General features: G+C 43.8%; 13 protein-coding genes. 5 read left to right on the plus strand and 8 right to left on the minus strand.

Features of this window, described 5'->3' with window-relative positions; genetic code table 11:
• Nucleotides 1-4: 4 nt before the first annotated feature.
• On the minus strand, nucleotides 5-910 hold the full coding sequence (locus ACGHAV_RS11365) for a DUF350 domain-containing protein (protein ID WP_334013464.1): 906 nt from the start codon (nucleotides 908-910) through the stop codon (nucleotides 5-7).
• Between the two features lie 102 nt (nucleotides 911-1,012).
• Here ACGHAV_RS11365 and glnE point away from each other — a divergent pair, with 102 nt between their 5' ends.
• Entirely contained in the window at nucleotides 1,013-3,928 is a 2,916-nt protein-coding gene (gene glnE / locus ACGHAV_RS11370) for a bifunctional [glutamate--ammonia ligase]-adenylyl-L-tyrosine phosphorylase/[glutamate--ammonia-ligase] adenylyltransferase (protein ID WP_390380509.1), read from the plus strand.
• On the opposite strand, the gene ACGHAV_RS11375 is transcribed toward glnE, so the two are convergent.
• From ACGHAV_RS11375 to ACGHAV_RS11405, 7 genes are all read right to left on the minus strand, one after another.
• Entirely contained in the window at nucleotides 3,925-4,542 is a 618-nt protein-coding gene (locus ACGHAV_RS11375; protein WP_390380512.1) for a TcpQ domain-containing protein, read from the minus strand. The genes glnE and ACGHAV_RS11375 overlap by 4 nt on opposite strands.
• A 176-nt stretch (nucleotides 4,543-4,718) precedes the next feature.
• A complete protein-coding gene (gene lpxL / locus ACGHAV_RS11380) occupies nucleotides 4,719-5,648 on the minus strand; it encodes an LpxL/LpxP family Kdo(2)-lipid IV(A) lauroyl/palmitoleoyl acyltransferase (RefSeq protein ID WP_390380515.1) in 930 nt (309 codons plus the stop codon).
• 123 nt (nucleotides 5,649-5,771) lie between these two features.
• Nucleotides 5,772-6,029 carry a DUF3081 family protein gene (locus tag ACGHAV_RS11385; RefSeq protein ID WP_390380518.1) on the minus strand — a complete coding sequence of 86 codons (258 nt, stop codon included), beginning with the start codon at nucleotides 6,027-6,029 and terminating at the stop codon, nucleotides 5,772-5,774.
• 74 nt (nucleotides 6,030-6,103) lie between these two features.
• Nucleotides 6,104-6,634, minus strand: coding sequence for a hypothetical protein (locus tag ACGHAV_RS11390; protein WP_390380520.1), 531 nt, complete (start codon nucleotides 6,632-6,634; stop codon nucleotides 6,104-6,106).
• 13 nt (nucleotides 6,635-6,647) lie between these two features.
• On the minus strand, nucleotides 6,648-7,832 hold the full coding sequence (locus tag ACGHAV_RS11395) for a hypothetical protein (protein ID WP_390380523.1): 1,185 nt from the start codon (nucleotides 7,830-7,832) through the stop codon (nucleotides 6,648-6,650).
• Nucleotides 7,829-8,623, minus strand: coding sequence for an outer membrane lipoprotein-sorting protein (locus ACGHAV_RS11400; protein WP_390380526.1), 795 nt, complete (start codon nucleotides 8,621-8,623; stop codon nucleotides 7,829-7,831). The genes ACGHAV_RS11395 and ACGHAV_RS11400 overlap by 4 nt, the downstream gene beginning before the upstream one ends.
• Nucleotide 8,624: 1 nt before the next feature.
• Nucleotides 8,625-10,919, minus strand: coding sequence for an RND family transporter (locus ACGHAV_RS11405; RefSeq protein WP_390380529.1), 2,295 nt, complete (start codon nucleotides 10,917-10,919; stop codon nucleotides 8,625-8,627).
• A gap of 260 nt (nucleotides 10,920-11,179) precedes the next feature.
• Here ACGHAV_RS11405 and ACGHAV_RS11410 point away from each other — a divergent pair, with 260 nt between their 5' ends.
• From ACGHAV_RS11410 to ACGHAV_RS11425, 4 genes are all read left to right on the plus strand, one after another.
• Nucleotides 11,180-13,429, plus strand: coding sequence for an acyl-CoA dehydrogenase (locus ACGHAV_RS11410; RefSeq protein ID WP_390380531.1), 2,250 nt, complete (start codon nucleotides 11,180-11,182; stop codon nucleotides 13,427-13,429).
• Between the two features lie 247 nt (nucleotides 13,430-13,676).
• The gene (locus ACGHAV_RS11415; RefSeq protein ID WP_390380534.1) at nucleotides 13,677-15,695 is read left to right on the plus strand and encodes a putative bifunctional diguanylate cyclase/phosphodiesterase; all 2,019 of its coding nucleotides are present in this window, start codon (nucleotides 13,677-13,679) and stop codon (nucleotides 15,693-15,695) included.
• 5 nt (nucleotides 15,696-15,700) lie between these two features.
• The gene (locus ACGHAV_RS11420) at nucleotides 15,701-16,282 is read left to right on the plus strand and encodes a thymidine kinase (RefSeq protein ID WP_334013474.1); all 582 of its coding nucleotides are present in this window, start codon (nucleotides 15,701-15,703) and stop codon (nucleotides 16,280-16,282) included.
• A 322-nt stretch (nucleotides 16,283-16,604) separates the two neighbouring features.
• A complete protein-coding gene (locus ACGHAV_RS11425; RefSeq protein ID WP_390380537.1) occupies nucleotides 16,605-19,508 on the plus strand; it encodes a TonB-dependent receptor in 2,904 nt (967 codons plus the stop codon).
• Nucleotides 19,509-19,590: the final 82 nt, after the last annotated feature.

Consider the following 19,590-nt stretch of genomic DNA (forward strand, 5'->3'; position numbering starts at 1 on the left):
CCTACTACCCACCCAAAACAGCATTGATAATCATGGCGTTCCCTATGCTCAAGGTAAATCCGACTGCCGCCACGCCCACGTTATGCTGTTGATCTACTTCCTGCCTAAAGTGCATGCCAAATAAGATTATTTTCTTGCTCACCAGTACTAGCAAGTGAAGCGCTATAGTTAAACATACGCTTACAAACAGCCACCCCGTTACGTTACTTACATAACCCGATGGTGAGTAAACCAATAAATTGTTTGCAGCCGATACAATCATAGCTGTACCTAACAAGTTACCAGAATGTTCGATAGCTAACGCTAACTGTCCTTTTTCGAGGGCGCCTTGGAACGAATCATTCTGGTTGTCTTTGGCATATCTATACTCAAAAATGCGCGTCATTATTAACAGCATAGTAAGAACCACTGAGAACCCTGTGACTATTGCAATAAGGGCATTCATGTCGCTTCCATCCACCCACAACATGATATTGCGAAGTACAATAGCGCTCGCTACCAAACTTGCCGCATCAACCAGTGCAACGCTTACGCTGCGCTCGGCAATCATTTCATGGGTATCTACTTCATTTAGTACCAATTTGTCGTGCGCAAACCGTCCAAGCTTTACCAATAAAATACCTACAGCACCAAAAACAATCATTCCTAAAGCAGCGTCTTGATACCCCTGCCCCACATGCCTTCCTACTACAGAGCTCAATACAATACACAGCGACAGCATGCCGCCAGCAATGCTAATACCAAAAGCAAAGTTATCTTTCACACCAAGCTCTTCGGTAACAGAGTGCTTTCGAAATGCACCAGTAAGCCACTTCATTATCATCAACAGTACCAGCGCAATGGCCACATCCATGGCAAGGTAAATTGCTAATTCTTGCGTAAGAGGTACTAGTTTTACTAAGGCTTCCACGTTATCGTTGCTCCAAAGACGAGCATTTGCTTTTAGTTTGAAGCGCAGTCGTCAATACTTTGATTAGTTAAAGAATAATATCCAATATGATGTGCCAGTATTATGCCAACAGAAAACGAAAATAGCATGACAAACCTTGAACACGCCCAAAATGCTTGGCATCAAGTATTGGCATCACCGCATTTAACCGACAGTGCTAAACAACAAATTGAAATACATAAAGACGAATTGCTTCTGGCATTCTCTCGCTCTCTATTTATAGCTAATACACTTGCTAATAACCCCAAAGCTATTTCACGCATTATCGGTACGCCGCCAAAAAACCAAGAGATCTCTTTCTATGAAGTTGCTTTGACAGAGCAGCTAAAGCACATTAGCTCGGAAGATGAATTATCACGGGTACTAAGGCGGTTCAGAAATCAAGAAATGGCGTGCATAGCGTTTAGTGACGTACTGAACAAACAAACTATCACCCAGTCGCTAAAGCAGGTATCGGCGTTAGCTGATGTATTGATTACAAAAGCATACCACTGGCTATACGATTTCTTAGCTACGCGCTACGGAAAGCCACACGATGAGCACGGTGATATGCACATGTACATTTTGGGCATGGGTAAACTGGGCGGTAAAGAGCTTAACTTCTCTTCAGATATAGACCTTATATTTTGCTACCCAGAGAAAGGTGAAACCAGTGGTGGACGGAAATCCATAGAGCACCAGCAATTCTTTATCAAGGTTGCGCAGAAACTTATTCAAGCACTGAATAAAATTACCAACGATGGTCAAGTGTACCGCGTTGATATGCGCCTTCGCCCGTTTGGTGATTCTGGTCCTCTGGTAATGCACTTTGCTGCACTTGAAGACTACTACCAAGATCAAGGACGTCACTGGGAACGCTTTGCTATGGTGAAAGCGCGCATAATAAATACAGATAATCCACACTGCAAAGATGAAAAGTCGGTCGCCTGGTTAAGCAGTATTCTCCATCCTTTTACTTACCGTCGATATTTAGATTTCACTACGCTAGATGCATTGCGAAATATGAAAAAGCTCATTGCCACAGAAATAAGACGGCGAAGATTAAGTAACAATATTAAATTAGGTGCGGGCGGCATTCGGGAAGTCGAATTCTTTGCCCAAAGTTTTCAGCTTATTCACGGCGGACGCGAGCCCATGCTTCAAAGTAAGTCATTACTTACTACTCTAGAAGCACTGAGCGAACTTGATATTGTAGAACAAGAAACCACGGATGCGCTTACCGAAGACTATCTATTTTTGCGAAAAATAGAGCACACGCTTCAGCAAAACAACGACGAACAAACACAAACACTTCCCAATGAAGCATGGCGTAAACACGCGCTAGCACAAGTGATGGGCTATGAGAGTTATGATGAGTTTAATGCCGTGTTAGTGGATGCTATGGCACGTATACACTCACACTTTAATGATTTGGTTGAAGAACAAAGTGAAACTCACTCACAAGAAGATACTTTGTTTACTGCTTGCCAAGATGCGTGGCAACTGTCGTTAAACCAAGAGGAGTTTGGTGACGCATTTAGCGACCATTTGTCAGTAGATGAAATAGAAGGTATTTACCCTCAAGTATTGTCATTCAAAGAAAAGCAGCGCAATTACCGCATAGGTCAAAAAGGTGAAGATACGCTAAATAAACTTCTGCCCGAAATTTTGTATGTATTAGTGCAGCAGCACCCTAACCATGCTGTTAATGTGCTGTCGCGCTTGTTAGGAGTAATTGAAGCCATTACAGGGCGTACTACTTATCTGGATTTGCTGTTAGAAAACCCCGATGTATTAAAGCAGCTAGTGCGTTTATGTGAGCGTAGCGACTGGATAGCACAAGAAATTAAGCGCTTCCCTTTGTTGCTGGACGAGCTGCTAACACCATTGTATTTGGGGCAACAAAACACAGATATTGTTACAAGTAAAAAGGAATACGAACAAGAGCTTCGTGAAAACATGCTTCGCATTGAGCAAGATGACGTTGAAATGCTTATGGATGCATGGAGACAGTTTAAACTTTGCCAACAGCTTCGTATTGCAGCAAGTGATATTAGTGATTCGCTTCCGATAAACAATGTAAGCGATAAATTAACGGTACTTGCTGAGGTAATTCTGGAAAATGTTGTGAACGCTGCCTGGATGCAAATTAGCGAGCGATTTGGTGTTCCCGAACACCTTGAAGGGCAAAACAAGGGGTTTGCCGTTATTGGCTATGGCAAACTTGGCGGCTATGAATTGGGCTATGGTTCAGATCTCGATTTAGTTTTTTTACACAATGCTCCAAGAACAAGTACTACGAACGGTAAAAAAGCAATAGAGGCCCAACAGTTTTATATAAAACTAGCGCAGCGCATTATGCATCTGCTCAACACTAAAACCTTGTTTGGACAGCTTTTTGAAACCGATCTACGGCTTCGCCCATCTGGAAACGCCGGCTTACTTTGCTGTCATATAGACGGTTTCGAAAAATATCAGCATGAAGAAGCGTGGACGTGGGAACATCAAGCGCTAGTGCGGGCACGTGGAATTTGTGGTGACGCCGAATTATTAACACAGTTCTGTGAAGTGAGGGAACGCGTATTATGCCAACCTCGTGACATAGACGCCCTTGCCAATGATGTACGCAGTATGCGCGTAAAAATGCGCGAGCACCTACTTTCAAACACTAACGATAAAGTAGATTTAAAACAATGTGTGGGCGGCATTACAGACATCGAGTTTATGGCGCAATTTTGGGTACTTGCCCATGCGAACCAACACAAAACACTTACGGTATACCCTGATAACCTTCGGATATTCGAAGCAGCAGCGCAAAGCCATTTACTCAGCGAGGAAACGGCGTCTACATTGCAGAATGCGTATTTAGCCCTTCGCGAGCAGTACCACCACCTCACGCTGGCCGATACCAAGTATGCAGATGAAAGCGATGAGCTCGACGCTATCCGTGAAACAGTGACAAAGCAATGGGCTACTTTATTTAAAGAAGAAGTGGGTTAATCCCTAACTACTTCGCATTCGTTATCAAGAAACTCTGAGCGCTGCGCTGTTACCACCAGTGAACGTTGGCCTGCACATAGGTAGGCCATCACTTCACCTTCAAAGCTACTGTTGATTGAGCTAGCAATACTAGCAAGTGACCCTGCGACGGTATTGTCTAACTGAAACTGGTGCTTTATGACGAAATCTTGCGGCAAGTTCCAAATTAGCTGCATGCCTTCGGCTTGCGCGTATTGCGATATAGCCTCGCGTAGGGTGTTACCTTCTTTAAAAGTTCTGTATTTGTGCTCGCCAGTCCAATTCTTTTCAACTGGTCTAGTTTGGCTAGACATCTGTGCAAGCTTGCCATCTAGGTCTGGGTCGACTCCCGCAATATCGAGCACGAAATCACTCGATTCTTCCTTTTCAGGATTGGTCGCAGACATACGAATATCGCGATAAAACTCACTTAAACCACGACTTACCGATTTTTTTTCGGGCTCTGAGTCAGGTACAGGATTGTCGTCATTTAGCGAAAGCACATAAATAAGCACCGCAGCTGCCACAATTAGCGCCACGGCCAAAGCGACTTGCCTTGCCCAAAACGATGAGCTTGAGTACGTTGTTTGTCCCATTTCCTTTGTATACCTACTTGCAACTTTTTACCAAAACCTATGCGTGAAGCGCTCTTACATTTAAGTGCCCTTATATTTGAGCACCCTTTTATTGTAGTGCACTGCTTGAGGTAAAACCTATTAAACTATTTATCGATATTTTTTGCTTGGCCAAGCGCTGTTCAACCGAGCTGTGTTTACGAATAAAGTGATGATGGGTTGTCAGCCGGTCTAGTTTTAAACCGCTTGTGCATCCAAAGGTAGCTTTCCGGCTGCTCTTTAATCGCTTTATCAATATGCTGGTTTAATAGCGTTAACGCTTCTGTGTCTTCCATCTCCCCTAAACCATCAAGGGCAGGAAAGACTTTTATCTTATAGCCACGTTTGGTGTACTGCGATGAAATTAACATGGGTTCGCAGTCACTGCGTCTTATAAACATCAATGTTGCTGTGGTGGTTGCCGTGTCTTTCACGCCGCCAAAAGGCACGAAAATACTCTGCTTGGGGCCGTAGTCTTGATCGGGTAAATACAAACACAGCTCTTTCTCATCAAGGGCCTGCAGCAACGCTTTTGCATTGCGCTTATCAATCATATATTTGTTAGAACGATTACGGCCATGATACTGAAGATAATCGACTAGCGGGTTGTTGTGCTTGCGATAAAAAGCAATGCTTGGATGGTAAAAACCAATGCCCCGACAAGCGAACTCTAAGTTCATGTTGTGCAACGCCATACCAAACACGCCTTTGCCTTTTGCAAACGCAGCTTCGATATGCTCTGTTCCTTCAATCTCAAAAGCGCGTTGAATACGCCAGTTTGGCCACCACCACCCCATTGCGGTTTCAAACAATGCCATACCCGTTCTGCGAATATTTTCTTTGTAAAGCGCTTCAACTTGCGCCTCACTTAATTCAGGGTTCCATAGCGTGATATTTCGTTTGGCAACTTTGGCTCTTTTGGGCACTATTTTAGCGATTAGTTTACCTGTGCCTGCACCAATAGCCCGGATGACTGGGAGTGGCAGCCAAGTAATAAGGTAAAGAATAATTACACCAAGCCATACGGGCCAAAACTTCGGCCCTAGAAAAGCTAGTTTGAATGTGGGAGCTTTTATTGCCGCTGCCAATGTAGCGTTCCTTTTAAATTAACACTTCAAATTAATATGGCGGCATTGTATCAGAAGGTACTTTGATCGGCTATTGAGACAGGTGCTTACGCGGGCGCACACCACCCGCAAAACTTATAGTGATTAGTATTCTTTTTCGATTTTCTTCAGCTTTTTCTCAAAGCCTTCAAGATGACTGTTCGACTCGTAATCGAAATGGTATTGATTGTGAAATCCGAAACGCAGCTTCACATGCACATCTTCAATAAACAAGGTGTAGCCATCGTGGTCAGTATATGCGGTGATCCCAAGCAGTTTATATTGCTCGTTTTCTTTTTCGCCGTGTTGACGAATTTTATCAAACACTCGAAGTAAAAATTTACTATCAAGTTCGTTTTTCATAGGGGCACCTTTTATAATCCATGTACTGTTTTTACTTTGCACAATACAATTTGGATTTGCGCCCCCACTGCGAATTAATTGAAATTGTATCTAAACCCAATATTTAGCATGTGGGTAGAGAAACTGTCTTCGCCAGACAAATGTACATATTCCACGCGAACCATAGACTTTAGCGAAACAAAGTAGTCGAACCCTAATCCAACTAAACCTGCAGCAATACCGTTATCGCTTGCACAGCGTTGCGCAACGCCAGAATCGTCACAGGCAAAATCGGTTGCAATATCTACTCTCGCCACACCCACTTTATAAAAAAGTTCGCCTGTTCCTCCCGACGCCTTGCCTAACATGACTAAGTAGAGCGCCTCACCTTCGGCGTTCACTGTATCGTCGGAATAATCGAAAAGGTTTAAATACCCAAGCTCTGCATACCACTGCTGATGAACTTGTTTACCAAATGCAGCTCCAAAGGCCAACTCACTATCACTTGCTTGCGCAAAATCAAAATCGTTATAGCCGGCCGTCACCACTCCATAGTTTTTAGGTGCAGCGTTAGCCTGTGAAAGCCCAACTACTAGCGCACCTAACATCCAAAACAACTGCTTCATTTAAACTTCAACCTTAAAAAAAGTACTCCAAAGACAACTGAATATGATCGTCTCTTCGAAGGAAAAAGAACGTGTCCTCTACATCGTCCGATGAAAAGAAATAGCCGTCTAATTTCCAACGCCAGTTCGAAGACAGGCGACTACTAGCTTCAATAAAAGCAGAGTAAGTTGCACTTTCGTCTAAGTCCTGCACATATCCAATCAACATTTCAGTGCCTGCAATATCATTAACGATAACGCGCAACCCCATCATAAGGTCGTTTTGCCCTACAGCAAAGAAGTTGTCATTGCGCTCATCGTATTGATATTCAAGTAAATACCCTAATCCATACTGCGAGTCAAATACGCCTTGCTGGGTATACTCAAAACCGGTTACTAACGCTGCAAAATCTTCACTTTGCCCTGTTCTATAAATACTCTCTAATTTTAAAAGCCACGCACCACTTACCTTTAGTAAATCGACACCGGCTTGATTAACTTGTGCGTAGAAAGGATTAATTGCAACGTTACCATTCGCATCTATGCCGGCAACAAGCTCTGGTTCCCTGGTTGTTCCAGTAAAGTAAGACAGCCCTACTTCCCAGTCATCAATAGAAGATTGCCAACGCACAGCTAAATCTATATTACGCTGCTCATTTGATGACTCATATATCGCATCACCAATAGCAATAGGTGGTCTTAAACGACCTTCAGAGCTTTGAAATGTTCTTTCACGAAAATACGGTAAAACAAAAACTGAAAACGTGCCCATGTCAGAATAATAAGACGCGTTCACCATTGGTTGCCCAAGTTTTGCTTCGCCATCCACCGACTCAACAGCATCGGTTTGGTTAATAATATCTACAAGGTGAATAGACTCTGTTTGGCCCCAAAAAACTTTGCCTATGCCAACTTTGGTTTCCCAACTATCGGCATAATGCGCCCATTGGAGTTCTCGAATATCGCCATGAGTACGTTCGTCATCGTGTTCATCTACTCGATAAAAAGGCTTAAACAGCAGAGAATCGTTACCGTCATTAAATTCGGTGTACACTTCTGGAGAGACAAAGAAAGACCCATAGGTACGTTCTTGTTCTGGGTATAGCGCGTCTTGAAGGTAGTAGCGCATTTCTACCCCCGAAGAGCCGGTTATTTCTACACCAACGCTGGAAAACGCGATTGTGCCAAGCGACACAAAGGATGCGACTTTTTTTATCATCTCACTCTCTTAAGGCTGTTCTTATCAAAATCGTCGTCGCTTAAATCTGTATCAAACGTCATTTCTTCTGTAACCAACGTTGTACTTTTGCGAGTTTGTACGTTTCTCATTAGGTTTTTCATTGGGCGCCAATACTTGTCTTTAAACAACTTGTAGTCGCTTAACAGAAGTATTTTCAACAAGGCGCCTTTTTGGTCGTAATACTCTACTTTTTGAACGCGATAGTGCGACTGGTCCACCCATACTTTCATAAATGAGTAACCTGAAAAATCGTACTCAGGCGTTTGCTTCAAAACAAAGCTCATTTCATCGTTAACCGTTTCTTCACCCACGTATTCGTAAGAAAACTTTTCGACTTCAAAAGACGTCATATCTTCAAACGCAAATTCACTCCCTACAAACGGTCCACTTTTGTTTTTAGACGCGATACGCTTCACGCGTTTCAATGCAGGTAGATAAATCCATTGCTCATCTGCCTCTAATGCGTGTGAAAAGCTTAAAAAGGCAGTGCCTTTAACATCTCTTGGTGAATCAAATACCGTTAGCGCTTTGTCACCATCACCCTGTACCTCAAGCGATTTAACGCGAAGAGCCCTTGTTGCTTTCTGGCCCTGCGCATTTTTTAGCTCCATCGTTACGGTGGCTTCTGTTGTCCCCCACCCCAAGTCTCTCGCTTTTCGTTCTTTTGCTACTTCAATGGCTTTTGGGTCGCCCATCACATCTGCGCTAGCCAAATTGCCTATCAATAATTGCCCTGCAAGTAACACGGCAGATAAAGTCATTACTTTCATTTTAAGACTCCTTTGGGATTGTCTTATTGCTGCCAACCCACGCTAACAGCGCCGGAAGGAATATAAAATCGATGATAAGTGCTGCCACAATGATGATAATAGTCAACATGCCCATATGTGCGTTAAGCACAAAACTCGATGATGCTAAAACAGCAAAACCAAGCGCCAACACAACGGTTGTTGTGGTCAAGGCCATACCTACCGTATCAAAAGCGTAAATAATGCTTTCCCTAGTCGACTTATTATTAGCTTGTGCGGCCTGGTACTTCGTTAAAAAGTGTACGGTGTCATCTACAATAATGCCCATTGTCATACTGATAACCACCGACAATGCCATATTGATCTCACCAGAAATCATGCCCCATACACCGAAACCTACGGCAGCCGGCAACAAGTTTGTCACCAAACTTATCGCACCAAGCTTTATCGACCTAAGTGCAAATAAAATAAGGAAAGAAATAAGAACAAGTGCAACTATGCTGCCCCATACCATGCTTTTCATGTTTCTTTCGCCAATATGGGCAAACATCAATGGAGGGCTAGCTGCCTCTATACGATACCCAGTATCACGCCCGTCAAAATAGGCTTTCGCCTCTCTCTCAAGCGCAGTAATGTCGTTACTGCCTAAGTTTTCGATAAGCGCAATAATACGTAATGCAGACTTATCAATATCCATTTGGTTACCCAAGTCTAGACCAAAAGGTAGCGACATTTCGTAAAGTAAAACATATTGAGAGGCAAGGTCGCCGTCTTGAGGAATTTTGGCGAACGCCTCGTCGTCAAAATTCATATTTTTGTTAAGCCGCTTCAGTGTGTCGGTGAACGTAAGTACATGATTCACCTCATCTCGCGCTCTTAACCACTCGGCGAACGAATCAATTTCGTTTAAAAAATTAGGGGCAGTTATTCCATAGGGCTCGTCGGTGTAAACAACAAAGTCTATTGTCGACATACCGCCAAGCTTTTGTTCGTTGATATCTACAGCTTGTCTAAAAGTACTGCGTTCATCAAAGTATTTAACCGCTACGTCGTTTAGCACATTAGTAGAGGCGAATGCACTTATTGCTGCAATAACGAAAACAGAGATTACTAGTAATTGTTTGTGCTTCATGTAAACGAATTGCGCCCACTGATTGAAGATGACGTATTGCGTGGCATTCTTCGTTGATAGCGGTTTTAACATAAGCAGCGATGGCAAAATGGTAAGGGAGAACACGCACGCCAGCATAACGCCCAACGCGGTCATGTTGCCCAGGTGCGATAACACAGGAACCGCAGAAAAATTAAGCATCAAAAAACCAATAGCAGTAGTAATACTGGTAATAAAAATAGGTTTTCGGTTCGCTTTTACGCTGTTTTCAATGGCCTGTTGATTGGTGTTGCCCTGCGAAAGGAAATACCTCACCCCCACAATAATATGGATACAGTCAGCAACCGCTAGCGTTGTAATCATGGTGGGCGCATTAACCGTTGCCGTGCTTAGGTACACACCTAACCAGCCTGTTACGCCAATGGTGATTGCCACGGAAACCATTACCACCACCATGGTAAATACTGCTGCCCATAGCGAACGCACTATGAAAGCAATAGCAACAAAAATTAACCCAAACATAGCAGGGATTAATGTTTGCGCGTCTTCTTGTGCCGCCACCGCGAAAGCATCATTCATTATTACCATACCGTTAAGGTATATTTTGTGCTGCGGATACGCTTGTTCCATCTCGCGTTTTATTTCTTTTGCTGCAGTGGCAATTTGAATGACTTCCTGAGTTTGGTCACCGTCTGGAAGCTGAATCGTTGTATCGATAACCGTAACATCTTCGCCGCGAGACAACAGTCTGCCGTACACTTCTGGCGTATTTATCAATGCTTGCTGAATGAACGGTATGTTATCCGAGGTGGCTGACTCTTCTGTTATCAGGTCTTCAACAACTAAATCGCCATCTTCATCATAGGTGTGTTGGTAATTCGAAATTGACTCAACGCGAGTCGATAGTGGAAGCTGCCACGCCTTTTCCGTTAACTCAACCACCAGCTGTAATGTTGAAGGCTTCATTACATTGGCGTCATCTGGCACCACCATGAAAGACACGTTTTCGCTTTTATTAAAGATGTTTTGCATCTCTTCAAATGCTAAGCGCTGAGGGTTATCCGGCTCGAAAAACACTTTATAGTCGCCCCTAAAATAGAGGTTTTGCGCGCCAATCATTGCAATGCAGGTAAGCAATAGCACTAAAACAAGAGATACAAGCGGAAACTTTATACTAAATGGCGGGGCACTAGGGCTGTGACTCATCACACTATCCTTTGTTAGTCATTACTGAAATTCTACATGCAAATCAGCAATTAACATAACTCACACAGAAATTTAATCATCATAAAACGCAATACAACCGTATGAATGGATGTGTTGGGATTCAAAATTACCGTGCTAAATCGCTGTTTTAACGAAACATTAACGGTTGTTAACGTAATTTTGAGCGAATTTTTTTGATCTTTTGTGAATATGTTGTAGTATTAATCATCACAACTGGTCAGATGAGCGGATGAGTTATTATGAGTTTAAGAACTAGCTTAAAGAAAGTATTACCCCCAATTTCAATCACAGAACAAGAAGCCCTAGATGCGGGTGACGTGTGGATTGAATCTTCGATTTATCAGGGTAAGCCTGACATGCAGGCGCTACGCGATATCCCTCAGGCGAAGCTGAGCGCAGAAGAACAAGCATTTATGGACGGTCCAGTAGCTGAGCTACTGAACATGGTTGACGATTTTGAATTAGGAAATGGTAAGCACATTCCTCAGGAAATTCTTGATTTCCTAGGTAAGAACCGTTTCTTCTCTATGATCATTCCAAAGAAATTTGGTGGTCTAGAGTTCAGCCCTTATGCGAACTCGACTATCGTTGCAACTATTGCAGCGAAAAGTGGCGCGATTGCGGTAACAGTAATGGTTCCTAACTCGTTAGGCCCGGGCGAGCTATTAATGCACTACGGTACTACCGACCAACAAGACTATTGGCTACCACGCCTTGCAGACGGTCGTGACATTCCATGTTTCGCACTTACTAGTCCGGAAGCGGGTTCAGACGCAGGCGCTATTCCAGATGCAGCGATCGTAACTAAAGGCGAATTCAACGGTGAAGAAGTTCTTGGCCTACGCGTAAGCTGGGACAAGCGTTACATTACACTTGCTCCAATCGCTACTGTACTTGGCCTTGCATTTAAAGTGTTCGATCCAGACCAACTACTTGGTGACAAGCTAGAACTGGGTATTACTTGTGCCCTTCTACCTAAGTCACACCCTGGTGTTGAGCTAGGTAATCGTCACGACCCAATGGGCGTGCGTTTCTACAACGGTACAACACGTGGTCAAGACGTATTTATCCCAATGGACTTCATCATTGGCGGTCAGAAGAACATCGGCCGTGGTTGGCAGATGCTTGTAAGCTGTCTAGGTGCAGGTCGTGGTATTTCACTACCAGCAATGGGCGTTGCTACAGCGCAATCAGCCTTTAAAGGTACAGTTGAGTACTCTTTCGTGCGTGAACAGTTTGGTCTTCCAATTGGTCGCTTCGAAGGTATTCAAGAAAACATTGCTGATATCGCTGGTAAAACGTTCCTACTAGAAGCAATGCGTGTTCTTACTACAGAAGGCCTAGGGCTTGGTGTTAAGCCGTCTGTAGTTACAGCAATTGCTAAATACCACATGACTGAGCTTGGTCGCGATGTAATGAACTCTGCTATGGATATCCAAGCGGGTAAAGCAATTCAGCGCGGTCCACAAAACACGTTGGCTGGCGGCTATGCGGCACTACCTATTGCGATTACCGTAGAAGGTGCAAACATTCTAACGCGTAACCTTATGATCTTCGGTCAAGGTGCAATGCGTTGTCACCCATACCTAAAAGATATGGTTGACCTAATCCACAGCAACGAAAGTTCTGCGGATAAAGAATTCAACAAAGTACTACGCAAAACTGTAGGTTTCAGCGTGAAGAATGCATTCCGTAGCTTCGGTAAAGCATACCTTCCATTCCTTCGTGGTAGCGAGTCTGCACTTCCAGAGGTACGTAAGTATGAGAAGCGTGTAAACAGCATCTCTGCAAAACTAGCACCTCTTGCTGACTTGTCACTAGCGGTACTTGGTGGCGACTTGAAGAAGGCTGAGCTTCTATCTGCACGTTTAGGTGACGTAATGAGCTACCTATATGGCGCGATGGCTGCAATTCGTTTCTACGAGCAGCGCATTGAAGACAGAAAACTTGCACTACCGTACTTCGAGTACGCAATGCAGTGGTCTTTACAACAAGCGGATCAGGCAATTGTTAACTTTATCAACAATTTCCCGAATACAGCTACGCGTGGCCTAATGCGTGTGCTGACCAACACTTACACTAATAGTGTTGCTGGCATCAGCGATGACCTAGTACGTGAGTTGTCTTTAGCATCAATGCAAGACAACAGCGTTAAGGCGCAGCTTACTCACCTTGTTAAAGTAAGCCCAGGCGACGGTAACGACATCAACGAGCAAGCGTTTAAAGCGAAGCACGCTGTTGCGCACCTGTTAGGCAAAGTGCAAAAAGCACTTCGCAAAGAGCCTGTAGTACCATTTATTTCTTTCGAGCACGCTCTTAACAAGCTGCAAGAAAAAGGTGTGGTTACTGCTGATGAAGCTGCACAGCTGCACGACTACAATGAGAAGCGCAAGCTTGCGGTACGTGTAGACGAGTACACGTTCGACTTAGAGCTTGTTCCTGCTTCACAAACGCTTAAAGCGGTTGACGGTGGTCAAAGCGCGGCATAATCGCGAAACACTATCCAAGAGCCCCAGCAAATGCTGGGGCTTTTTTTTGTAATGAAGTTTCTGCACTCGACACTTTAATTTCAGCTGGCTGTATACAAATTAATATCGACAAGTACAAAATATATACACTTTCTTATAAAACGTCTGCTATGCTTAAAAACCTGCTACACTTAAACCCTTAATAAACAAGCTTAAATATGCTTTATATCACTGAACAGAGACGATAAGAAAAAGGTTAGTTAAACACTTGAAACTCGATGAGCACGCAGTCTCTGCGGAAGATGTAAAACGTGACACAGTAGGAATGTTAGTAGGCAACAGTTTTGTGGGCCTCATTATGACATTGCTTGCATTCAGTGGCCTGGTGTTCTTCTTTGATAACCAGTTCGAACAAGTCAACACACTCAAACGTCAATTCTGGCTTGCAATGGTCGTGGTTTGCAGTTTGCGCTTTACCGATTCCCTTTATTGGAAGTATTCCCTGTCTCATACTACTTATAACCCTTCACCTGTCTTTATACGCTTTTCATTGGGCCTTTACGTAACAGGGACTATTTGGGCGCTTTATGCAATCACGCTTCACCCCACTATGGGAACGGTGGAACTAGCGGCTTCAATGGTTGTGCTAGCAGCAATGTCTGGCGGTGCCGGTACAGTTTTATCCCCCAGTATAGTTTTGGTGTCTTTTTACAGCACAGCCTTATTAGTGCCCATGTCTATTTGTGCGTTGATTGATGACAACAAGCAGTTTTTCATTCTCGGCGTATTAGGCTTTGTTTTCTGGGCTGGAATTTTCATCAGCGCATTTCGTTATAACCGTTTTTTTCTGCAGACAGTGCAAATCAAAGCTAACTATTCGATATTGAGAGAAAAAATGGAGCACGAGCGAATAGCTACAGAAAAAGTAAATAGGCTGCTTGTTGAAACCAACGAAAAGCTTGATGCTTCCAATGCTAACCTTGAGAATGAAGTTAAAAAACGCACTGCAGATATATTCAGATTATCCAATCGAGATGCGCTTACAAATCTATTAAACCGCAATGGTTTCTTAGAGCATTTAAATAGCCTGCTCGATGCTTCGAATGCTATTCACAACTCACTTGCCATTGTGTTCATAGATTTAGATGGATTTAAGCAAGTAAACGATAGTTTAGGCCATAAGGTAGGAGATATCGTTTTGGCTGAAATTGCGGCCAGACTTCAAAAATACAGCGAAAAAAACCACCTGGCGCGCTGGGGAGGCGATGAGTTTCTTGCGGTAATACCCTATGCAACTGTTGATACTGCTAAAGCGGTAGCACATGCTATGCGTAGCAGCGTTACCGTGCCTATTATTGCCAGCGACAATCAGATAACGCTAGATGCCACCATAGGCATTGCAATGTATCCAGAACACGGTGAAACAGCGGTTGACCTCATTCAGCAGGCCGACTTGACCATGTACGATCAAAAGCGAAAGCAGCGAGGTTCGGTGGGCGTGTTTAGCGGGGCCCTTCATGAAGAGATTAAACGCGAGCAACATCTATGTGAACGCTTGAGAAGTGCTATCAGTAACGGTGAGTTAACGGTTTATTATCAACCAATCATAGACGTAAAGTCAGATAAAGTAGCGTCGGTAGAAGCATTATTGCGATGGCAATGTGATGACGAGTCAGTTTCGCCTGTTATTTTTATACCCCTTGCCGAAAAAAGCGGTTTGATGCCTGAAATTGGCGCGTGGGTGTTAAACCGTGCATTAATTGACTTGTCGCATTGGCACTTTACGTCTCACCTTCGTTTATCTGTCAACGTTTCGATTGCACAATTAATCGATGACAACTTTTTAAAAATCCTCGATAGCGCACTTGAAGGATGCCAATTAGATGTTAGACGTTTATGTCTCGAGATTACTGAAAGTGTGTTTGCAAACAATGCAGAACTCGTCACCAATCGCCTCATCCAGCTCAAAGACCGTAATATCAAAGTGTCGATAGACGACTTTGGAACTGGTTACTCATCTCTTCATAGACTGCAGTCAGTGCCATTCGATTTTATAAAAATAGATCGTTCTTTTGTACAGAATACCTCGGAAGAGAGTGATACTATTATACGCGCTACGCTTTTGATGGCCCGTGAATTTGGCTGCAAAACTATTGCTGAGGGTATAGAGACAGAAGCCCAACGTGAGCATCTTGCAGCGCTTGGAACCGACTACCTGCAAGGTTTTTACTACGCCAAACCCATGAGTGCCAGTAACTTTATCACTTGGTATAACGAAAACTATTAATCACCATGGCTCAACTATATTTCTACTATTCCGCAATGAATGCGGGAAAATCGACGTCTTTACTTCAATCAGCTTATAACTATCGCGAACGCGGTATGCATTCGATTATTTACACCGCGGCACTTGATGACAGGTATGGCGTAGGCAAAGTGACATCGAGAATTGGATTACAGGCCGACGCAAAGCTTTATGCAAAAGGCGACGACTTGTTTGAATCGATTAGCAGCGATTGCAAAGACAAAAAGCTAGACTGCGTTTTTATTGACGAGGCACAATTTTTAACTAAAGAGCAGGTGCGTCAGTTAGTTGATGTTGTAGACGAGTTACGAATTCCGGTGCTTGCCTACGGATTGCGGACTGACTTCCTTGGTGAAACCTTTGAGGGCAGTCACTATTTGTTAGCTTGGGCCGATAAACTGTCTGAATTAAAAACAGTATGCCATTGTGGTCGTAAAGCGAGCTTTGTTGTTAGGCGAGATGAAAATAGCAATGCAGTGACTAATGGCGATCAAGTTCAAATCGGTGGTAATGATACCTATGAGTCATTGTGCCGAAAACACTTCAAAGAATTGGTTTGGGATAGATAAATATAAACATCCTGCGTGATGCACGGTCCGTCTTCTCTCTTCGTGCATCACACCACCTTCTTTCCCTTTAAAATCACCATTTTTTCATTTCTTTTACCTTACAACTCTTAACAACCTTCCCTCAAGGTGCATACTACTCTTTCACCCAAATTAAATTGATTAAGCAAGGCAGTCGACAACCAAAACAAACGCCTTACAGATTATACTAAAGGTAAACTTAAACAATTAAGAAAGTGCTTGCTAAATTGTAAAATCCACTCTATTGTTAACCCGATGTAAAAAAATAAACTTTGTTTAACACACATTCGGCAAGGTACACACAATGAAGCATACTGGAACATTTAAACCCGCTTTAATAGCGCTATCTATTACCACCGCTCTTCACGGTCAAATGGCATTAGCACAAGAGACACCAGACAACGAAGAACTTGAAGTTATTCAGGTCTCTGGTATTCGCGGCTCTTTAATGAGAGCTCAAGCCGTTAAGATGGACAATGACTCAATTGTAGAAGCGCTTTCTGCTGAAGACATTGGTAAACTACCCGATGCATCTATTGCAGAATCGTTAGCGCGCCTACCAGGTCTGTCGGGCGAACGCGTAGGTGGCCGTACATCAGGTATCTCTGTACGTGGTTTTAAAGAAGACTTTACTGGTACTTCATTAAACGGTCGTGAGCTTATCGGTATTGGTGACAACCGAGGCGTAGAATACGATTTGTATCCAGCAGAAATTATGACGGGTGCAACTATTTATAAAACAGCTGACGCATCACTTGTTGTACAAGGCTTGGGTGGTACGGTTGATTTACAAACTGTGCGTCCGTTGGCGGCACAAGAAACGCTCACATTTACCGGCGTTTACGAGATGGGTGGTAACGATTCAGATAACCCTGAATTCGACAACACTGGTAACCGATTCGCGCTTTCTTTCGTTGAAAAATTTGCCGACGATACAATCGGTCTTGCTGTGGCATTAGCATCAACAGAATCACCGCGTAACGAAAGAAAATATGGTGTATGGGGCTATGGCGAAAACGATGATGGTCAAATTTTGCCGTTCGGTCTTGATACACAAGCTATCAGCCGTGTTCTAGAACGCGATACCGTTTCTGCTATTTTCCAGTGGCGTCCTACTGACAATTTAGACATTGTCGTCGACGTGCTTGATATTGATTACTCAGATTCAGGCGTAATCCGTGGATTCATCGAACCCTTTGCAGCCGCTAACGTAACAGGTACCGGAGTTAACAACTCGGGAACGCAAATTAACGCTAACCCAGTGCTTCGTACTGACCCTGCACAAAAAGACGGTGAACTACAAACATTCGGTCTAAACATTAATTACGATGTGAACGACAACTGGTCTGTAATGGTGGATGTAGCAAACAGCGAGTCGAAAAAGCGTGACTTGCGCGGCGAATCATATGCAGGTCTGGCTCGTTCTGGTGCCCTAGGTGCTGATGAACTTGGTTCACGCGAGTTCCAAATGAGCGAGGATGGAATTTTCTTCACCGATAGCACTGGCTTAGACGCGTTTTCTGACCCTGCACTACTACAACTTGCTGGACCTCAAGTATGGGGTGGCGGTATGGCGAATATTGCCGATCAGTTTGCTACTAACGAACTACAGGCAAACGGCGAACCATACAGCTACTTCAACGCGCAGGACGGTTTCTTGAACTTTGCAGACTTCGAAGAAGAGCTAACTACAGCACGATTCGAAGTAAAAGGTTTTGTTGACTGGAGTATCTTTAACACCCTCACAGCAGGTGTAAACTACAGTGATCGATTCAAAGCTAAAGACAACAAAGGCTTCTTTGCTACCGCTTCGTCTTACCCTTTCTCTGAATCAATCCCGACTCAGTATTTATACAACGGTTTGGCTGACCTTACATGGGCAGGCCTCGGTCGCGTTGTGGCTTATGATGGTTTTGCTCCATACAACGACGGTGAATACACGCTAAACGATGCTGGCCTTCTTGAGCCTGATCGTCTAGGTGATACTTACACAATAGACGAAGAAGTTATTACGCTTTACGCTCAGCTTGACTTCGAAACTGAGGTTGGTGGCTTTCCAGTAAAAGGTAATGTTGGTGCTCAATACGTAGATACAGACCAAAGTTCTTCTGGTTTTATTGGTATCGTGGGTGACAACTTCGCTGTATGTGATGATGACGGTAACCAAGTTGTTGATGCCGATTGTATCATTACTGAGGGTGACTCTTACTCACACTTCTTACCAAGTTTAAACGTAAGCATGGAACTTGATGAGAATCGCTATTTGCGCGTTGCCGCGTCTAAGACTATTAGCCGCGCTCGAATTGACCAAATGAAGGCCTCTGGTTTTGTTAAGTTCGACCAAAACATTGAGCTAATTGCAACACCAAATACGCAAGAAGCAGTGCGTAATTTTGGTTCACCATGGTCTAAGTTCACAGGTAACCCTACTCTTCGTCCACTTGAAGCGAATAACTTTGATATCTCGTTCGAAAACTACTTTGAAGACGAAGGTTATGTGTCGGTGGCATTGTTCTATAAAGACCTTGTTAACTGGACCCGTGACGGCAACCAGCTAATCGACTTCACTAATGACCCAACGAATGGCGGTGCGAATTATTTCATCCCTGGGTTCCACGACCGTGTAATTGATGTTGACGGAAACTATGGCCCTGCAGATACACCTTACCAAGCAGGCGACTTAGTAACACCACCTGATTTTGGTTTCTACTCGTTCTTCGAAGATGGCCTTGAAGGTAGTATGAAGGGTATTGAGCTTACTGCGAACATCCCTCTTCGCATGGCATCTGATATGCTAGACGGTTTCGGTATTGCGGCGTCTGCCACAATTCTTGATGCCGAACTAGAAGACGGTACAAAAATACCGGGTCAGTCAGACAATACGTATAGCGTAACGGCTTACTACGAAATGAATGGTTTTGAAATTAGGGTTGCAGCAACAGACCGCTCAGAATTCTTGACTTATCAGCGTGGTGGCTCGAATAAAATCGACGCAGCGACACGTAGTGCAGTTACTCAGGTTGACGCGCAAATCAGTTATGACTTTGCGGGAAGCGGCATTGAATACCTAGAAGGTCTTCGTATTGCACTACAAGGTCAAAACTTAACTGACGAGAAGGAAGAGACAATTGATGGCAACGGCATTGTGACGCTTCGTCGCGAGTTTGGCCCGTCTTACATGCTTAACCTTAACTACTCATTCTACTAAAACCCAAAAACAAGGCTGCTCATCAGAGCAGCCTTACTTTTACAGCTTCTGTTTTGCCACAAGGCATTCAACGACCTACGTC

This window comes from Alteromonas sp. MTD1 (genome assembly GCF_042848195.1).
In the GTDB taxonomy this organism is placed as follows: Bacteria; Pseudomonadota; Gammaproteobacteria; order Enterobacterales; family Alteromonadaceae; genus Alteromonas.

What these genes read in the sequence shown, in the direction of transcription:
- ACGHAV_RS11390 (WP_390380520.1), bottom strand. Translation starts at nt 6,634, where the DNA reads ATGAAGCAGTTGTTTTGGATGTTAGGTGCGCTAGTAGTTGGGCTTTCA.
- ACGHAV_RS11375 (WP_390380512.1), bottom strand. Translation starts at nt 4,542, where the DNA reads ATGGGACAAACAACGTACTCAAGCTCATCGTTTTGGGCAAGGCAAGTC.
- ACGHAV_RS11400 (WP_390380526.1), bottom strand. Translation starts at nt 8,623, where the DNA reads ATGAAAGTAATGACTTTATCTGCCGTGTTACTTGCAGGGCAATTATTG.
- ACGHAV_RS11425 (WP_390380537.1), top strand. Translation starts at nt 16,605, where the DNA reads ATGAAGCATACTGGAACATTTAAACCCGCTTTAATAGCGCTATCTATT.
- ACGHAV_RS11385 (WP_390380518.1), bottom strand. Translation starts at nt 6,029, where the DNA reads ATGAAAAACGAACTTGATAGTAAATTTTTACTTCGAGTGTTTGATAAA.
- ACGHAV_RS11410 (WP_390380531.1), top strand. Translation starts at nt 11,180, where the DNA reads ATGAGTTTAAGAACTAGCTTAAAGAAAGTATTACCCCCAATTTCAATC.
- glnE (WP_390380509.1), top strand. Translation starts at nt 1,013, where the DNA reads ATGCCAACAGAAAACGAAAATAGCATGACAAACCTTGAACACGCCCAA.
- ACGHAV_RS11395 (WP_390380523.1), bottom strand. Translation starts at nt 7,832, where the DNA reads ATGATAAAAAAAGTCGCATCCTTTGTGTCGCTTGGCACAATCGCGTTT.
- ACGHAV_RS11420 (WP_334013474.1), top strand. Translation starts at nt 15,701, where the DNA reads ATGGCTCAACTATATTTCTACTATTCCGCAATGAATGCGGGAAAATCG.
- ACGHAV_RS11405 (WP_390380529.1), bottom strand. Translation starts at nt 10,919, where the DNA reads ATGAGTCACAGCCCTAGTGCCCCGCCATTTAGTATAAAGTTTCCGCTT.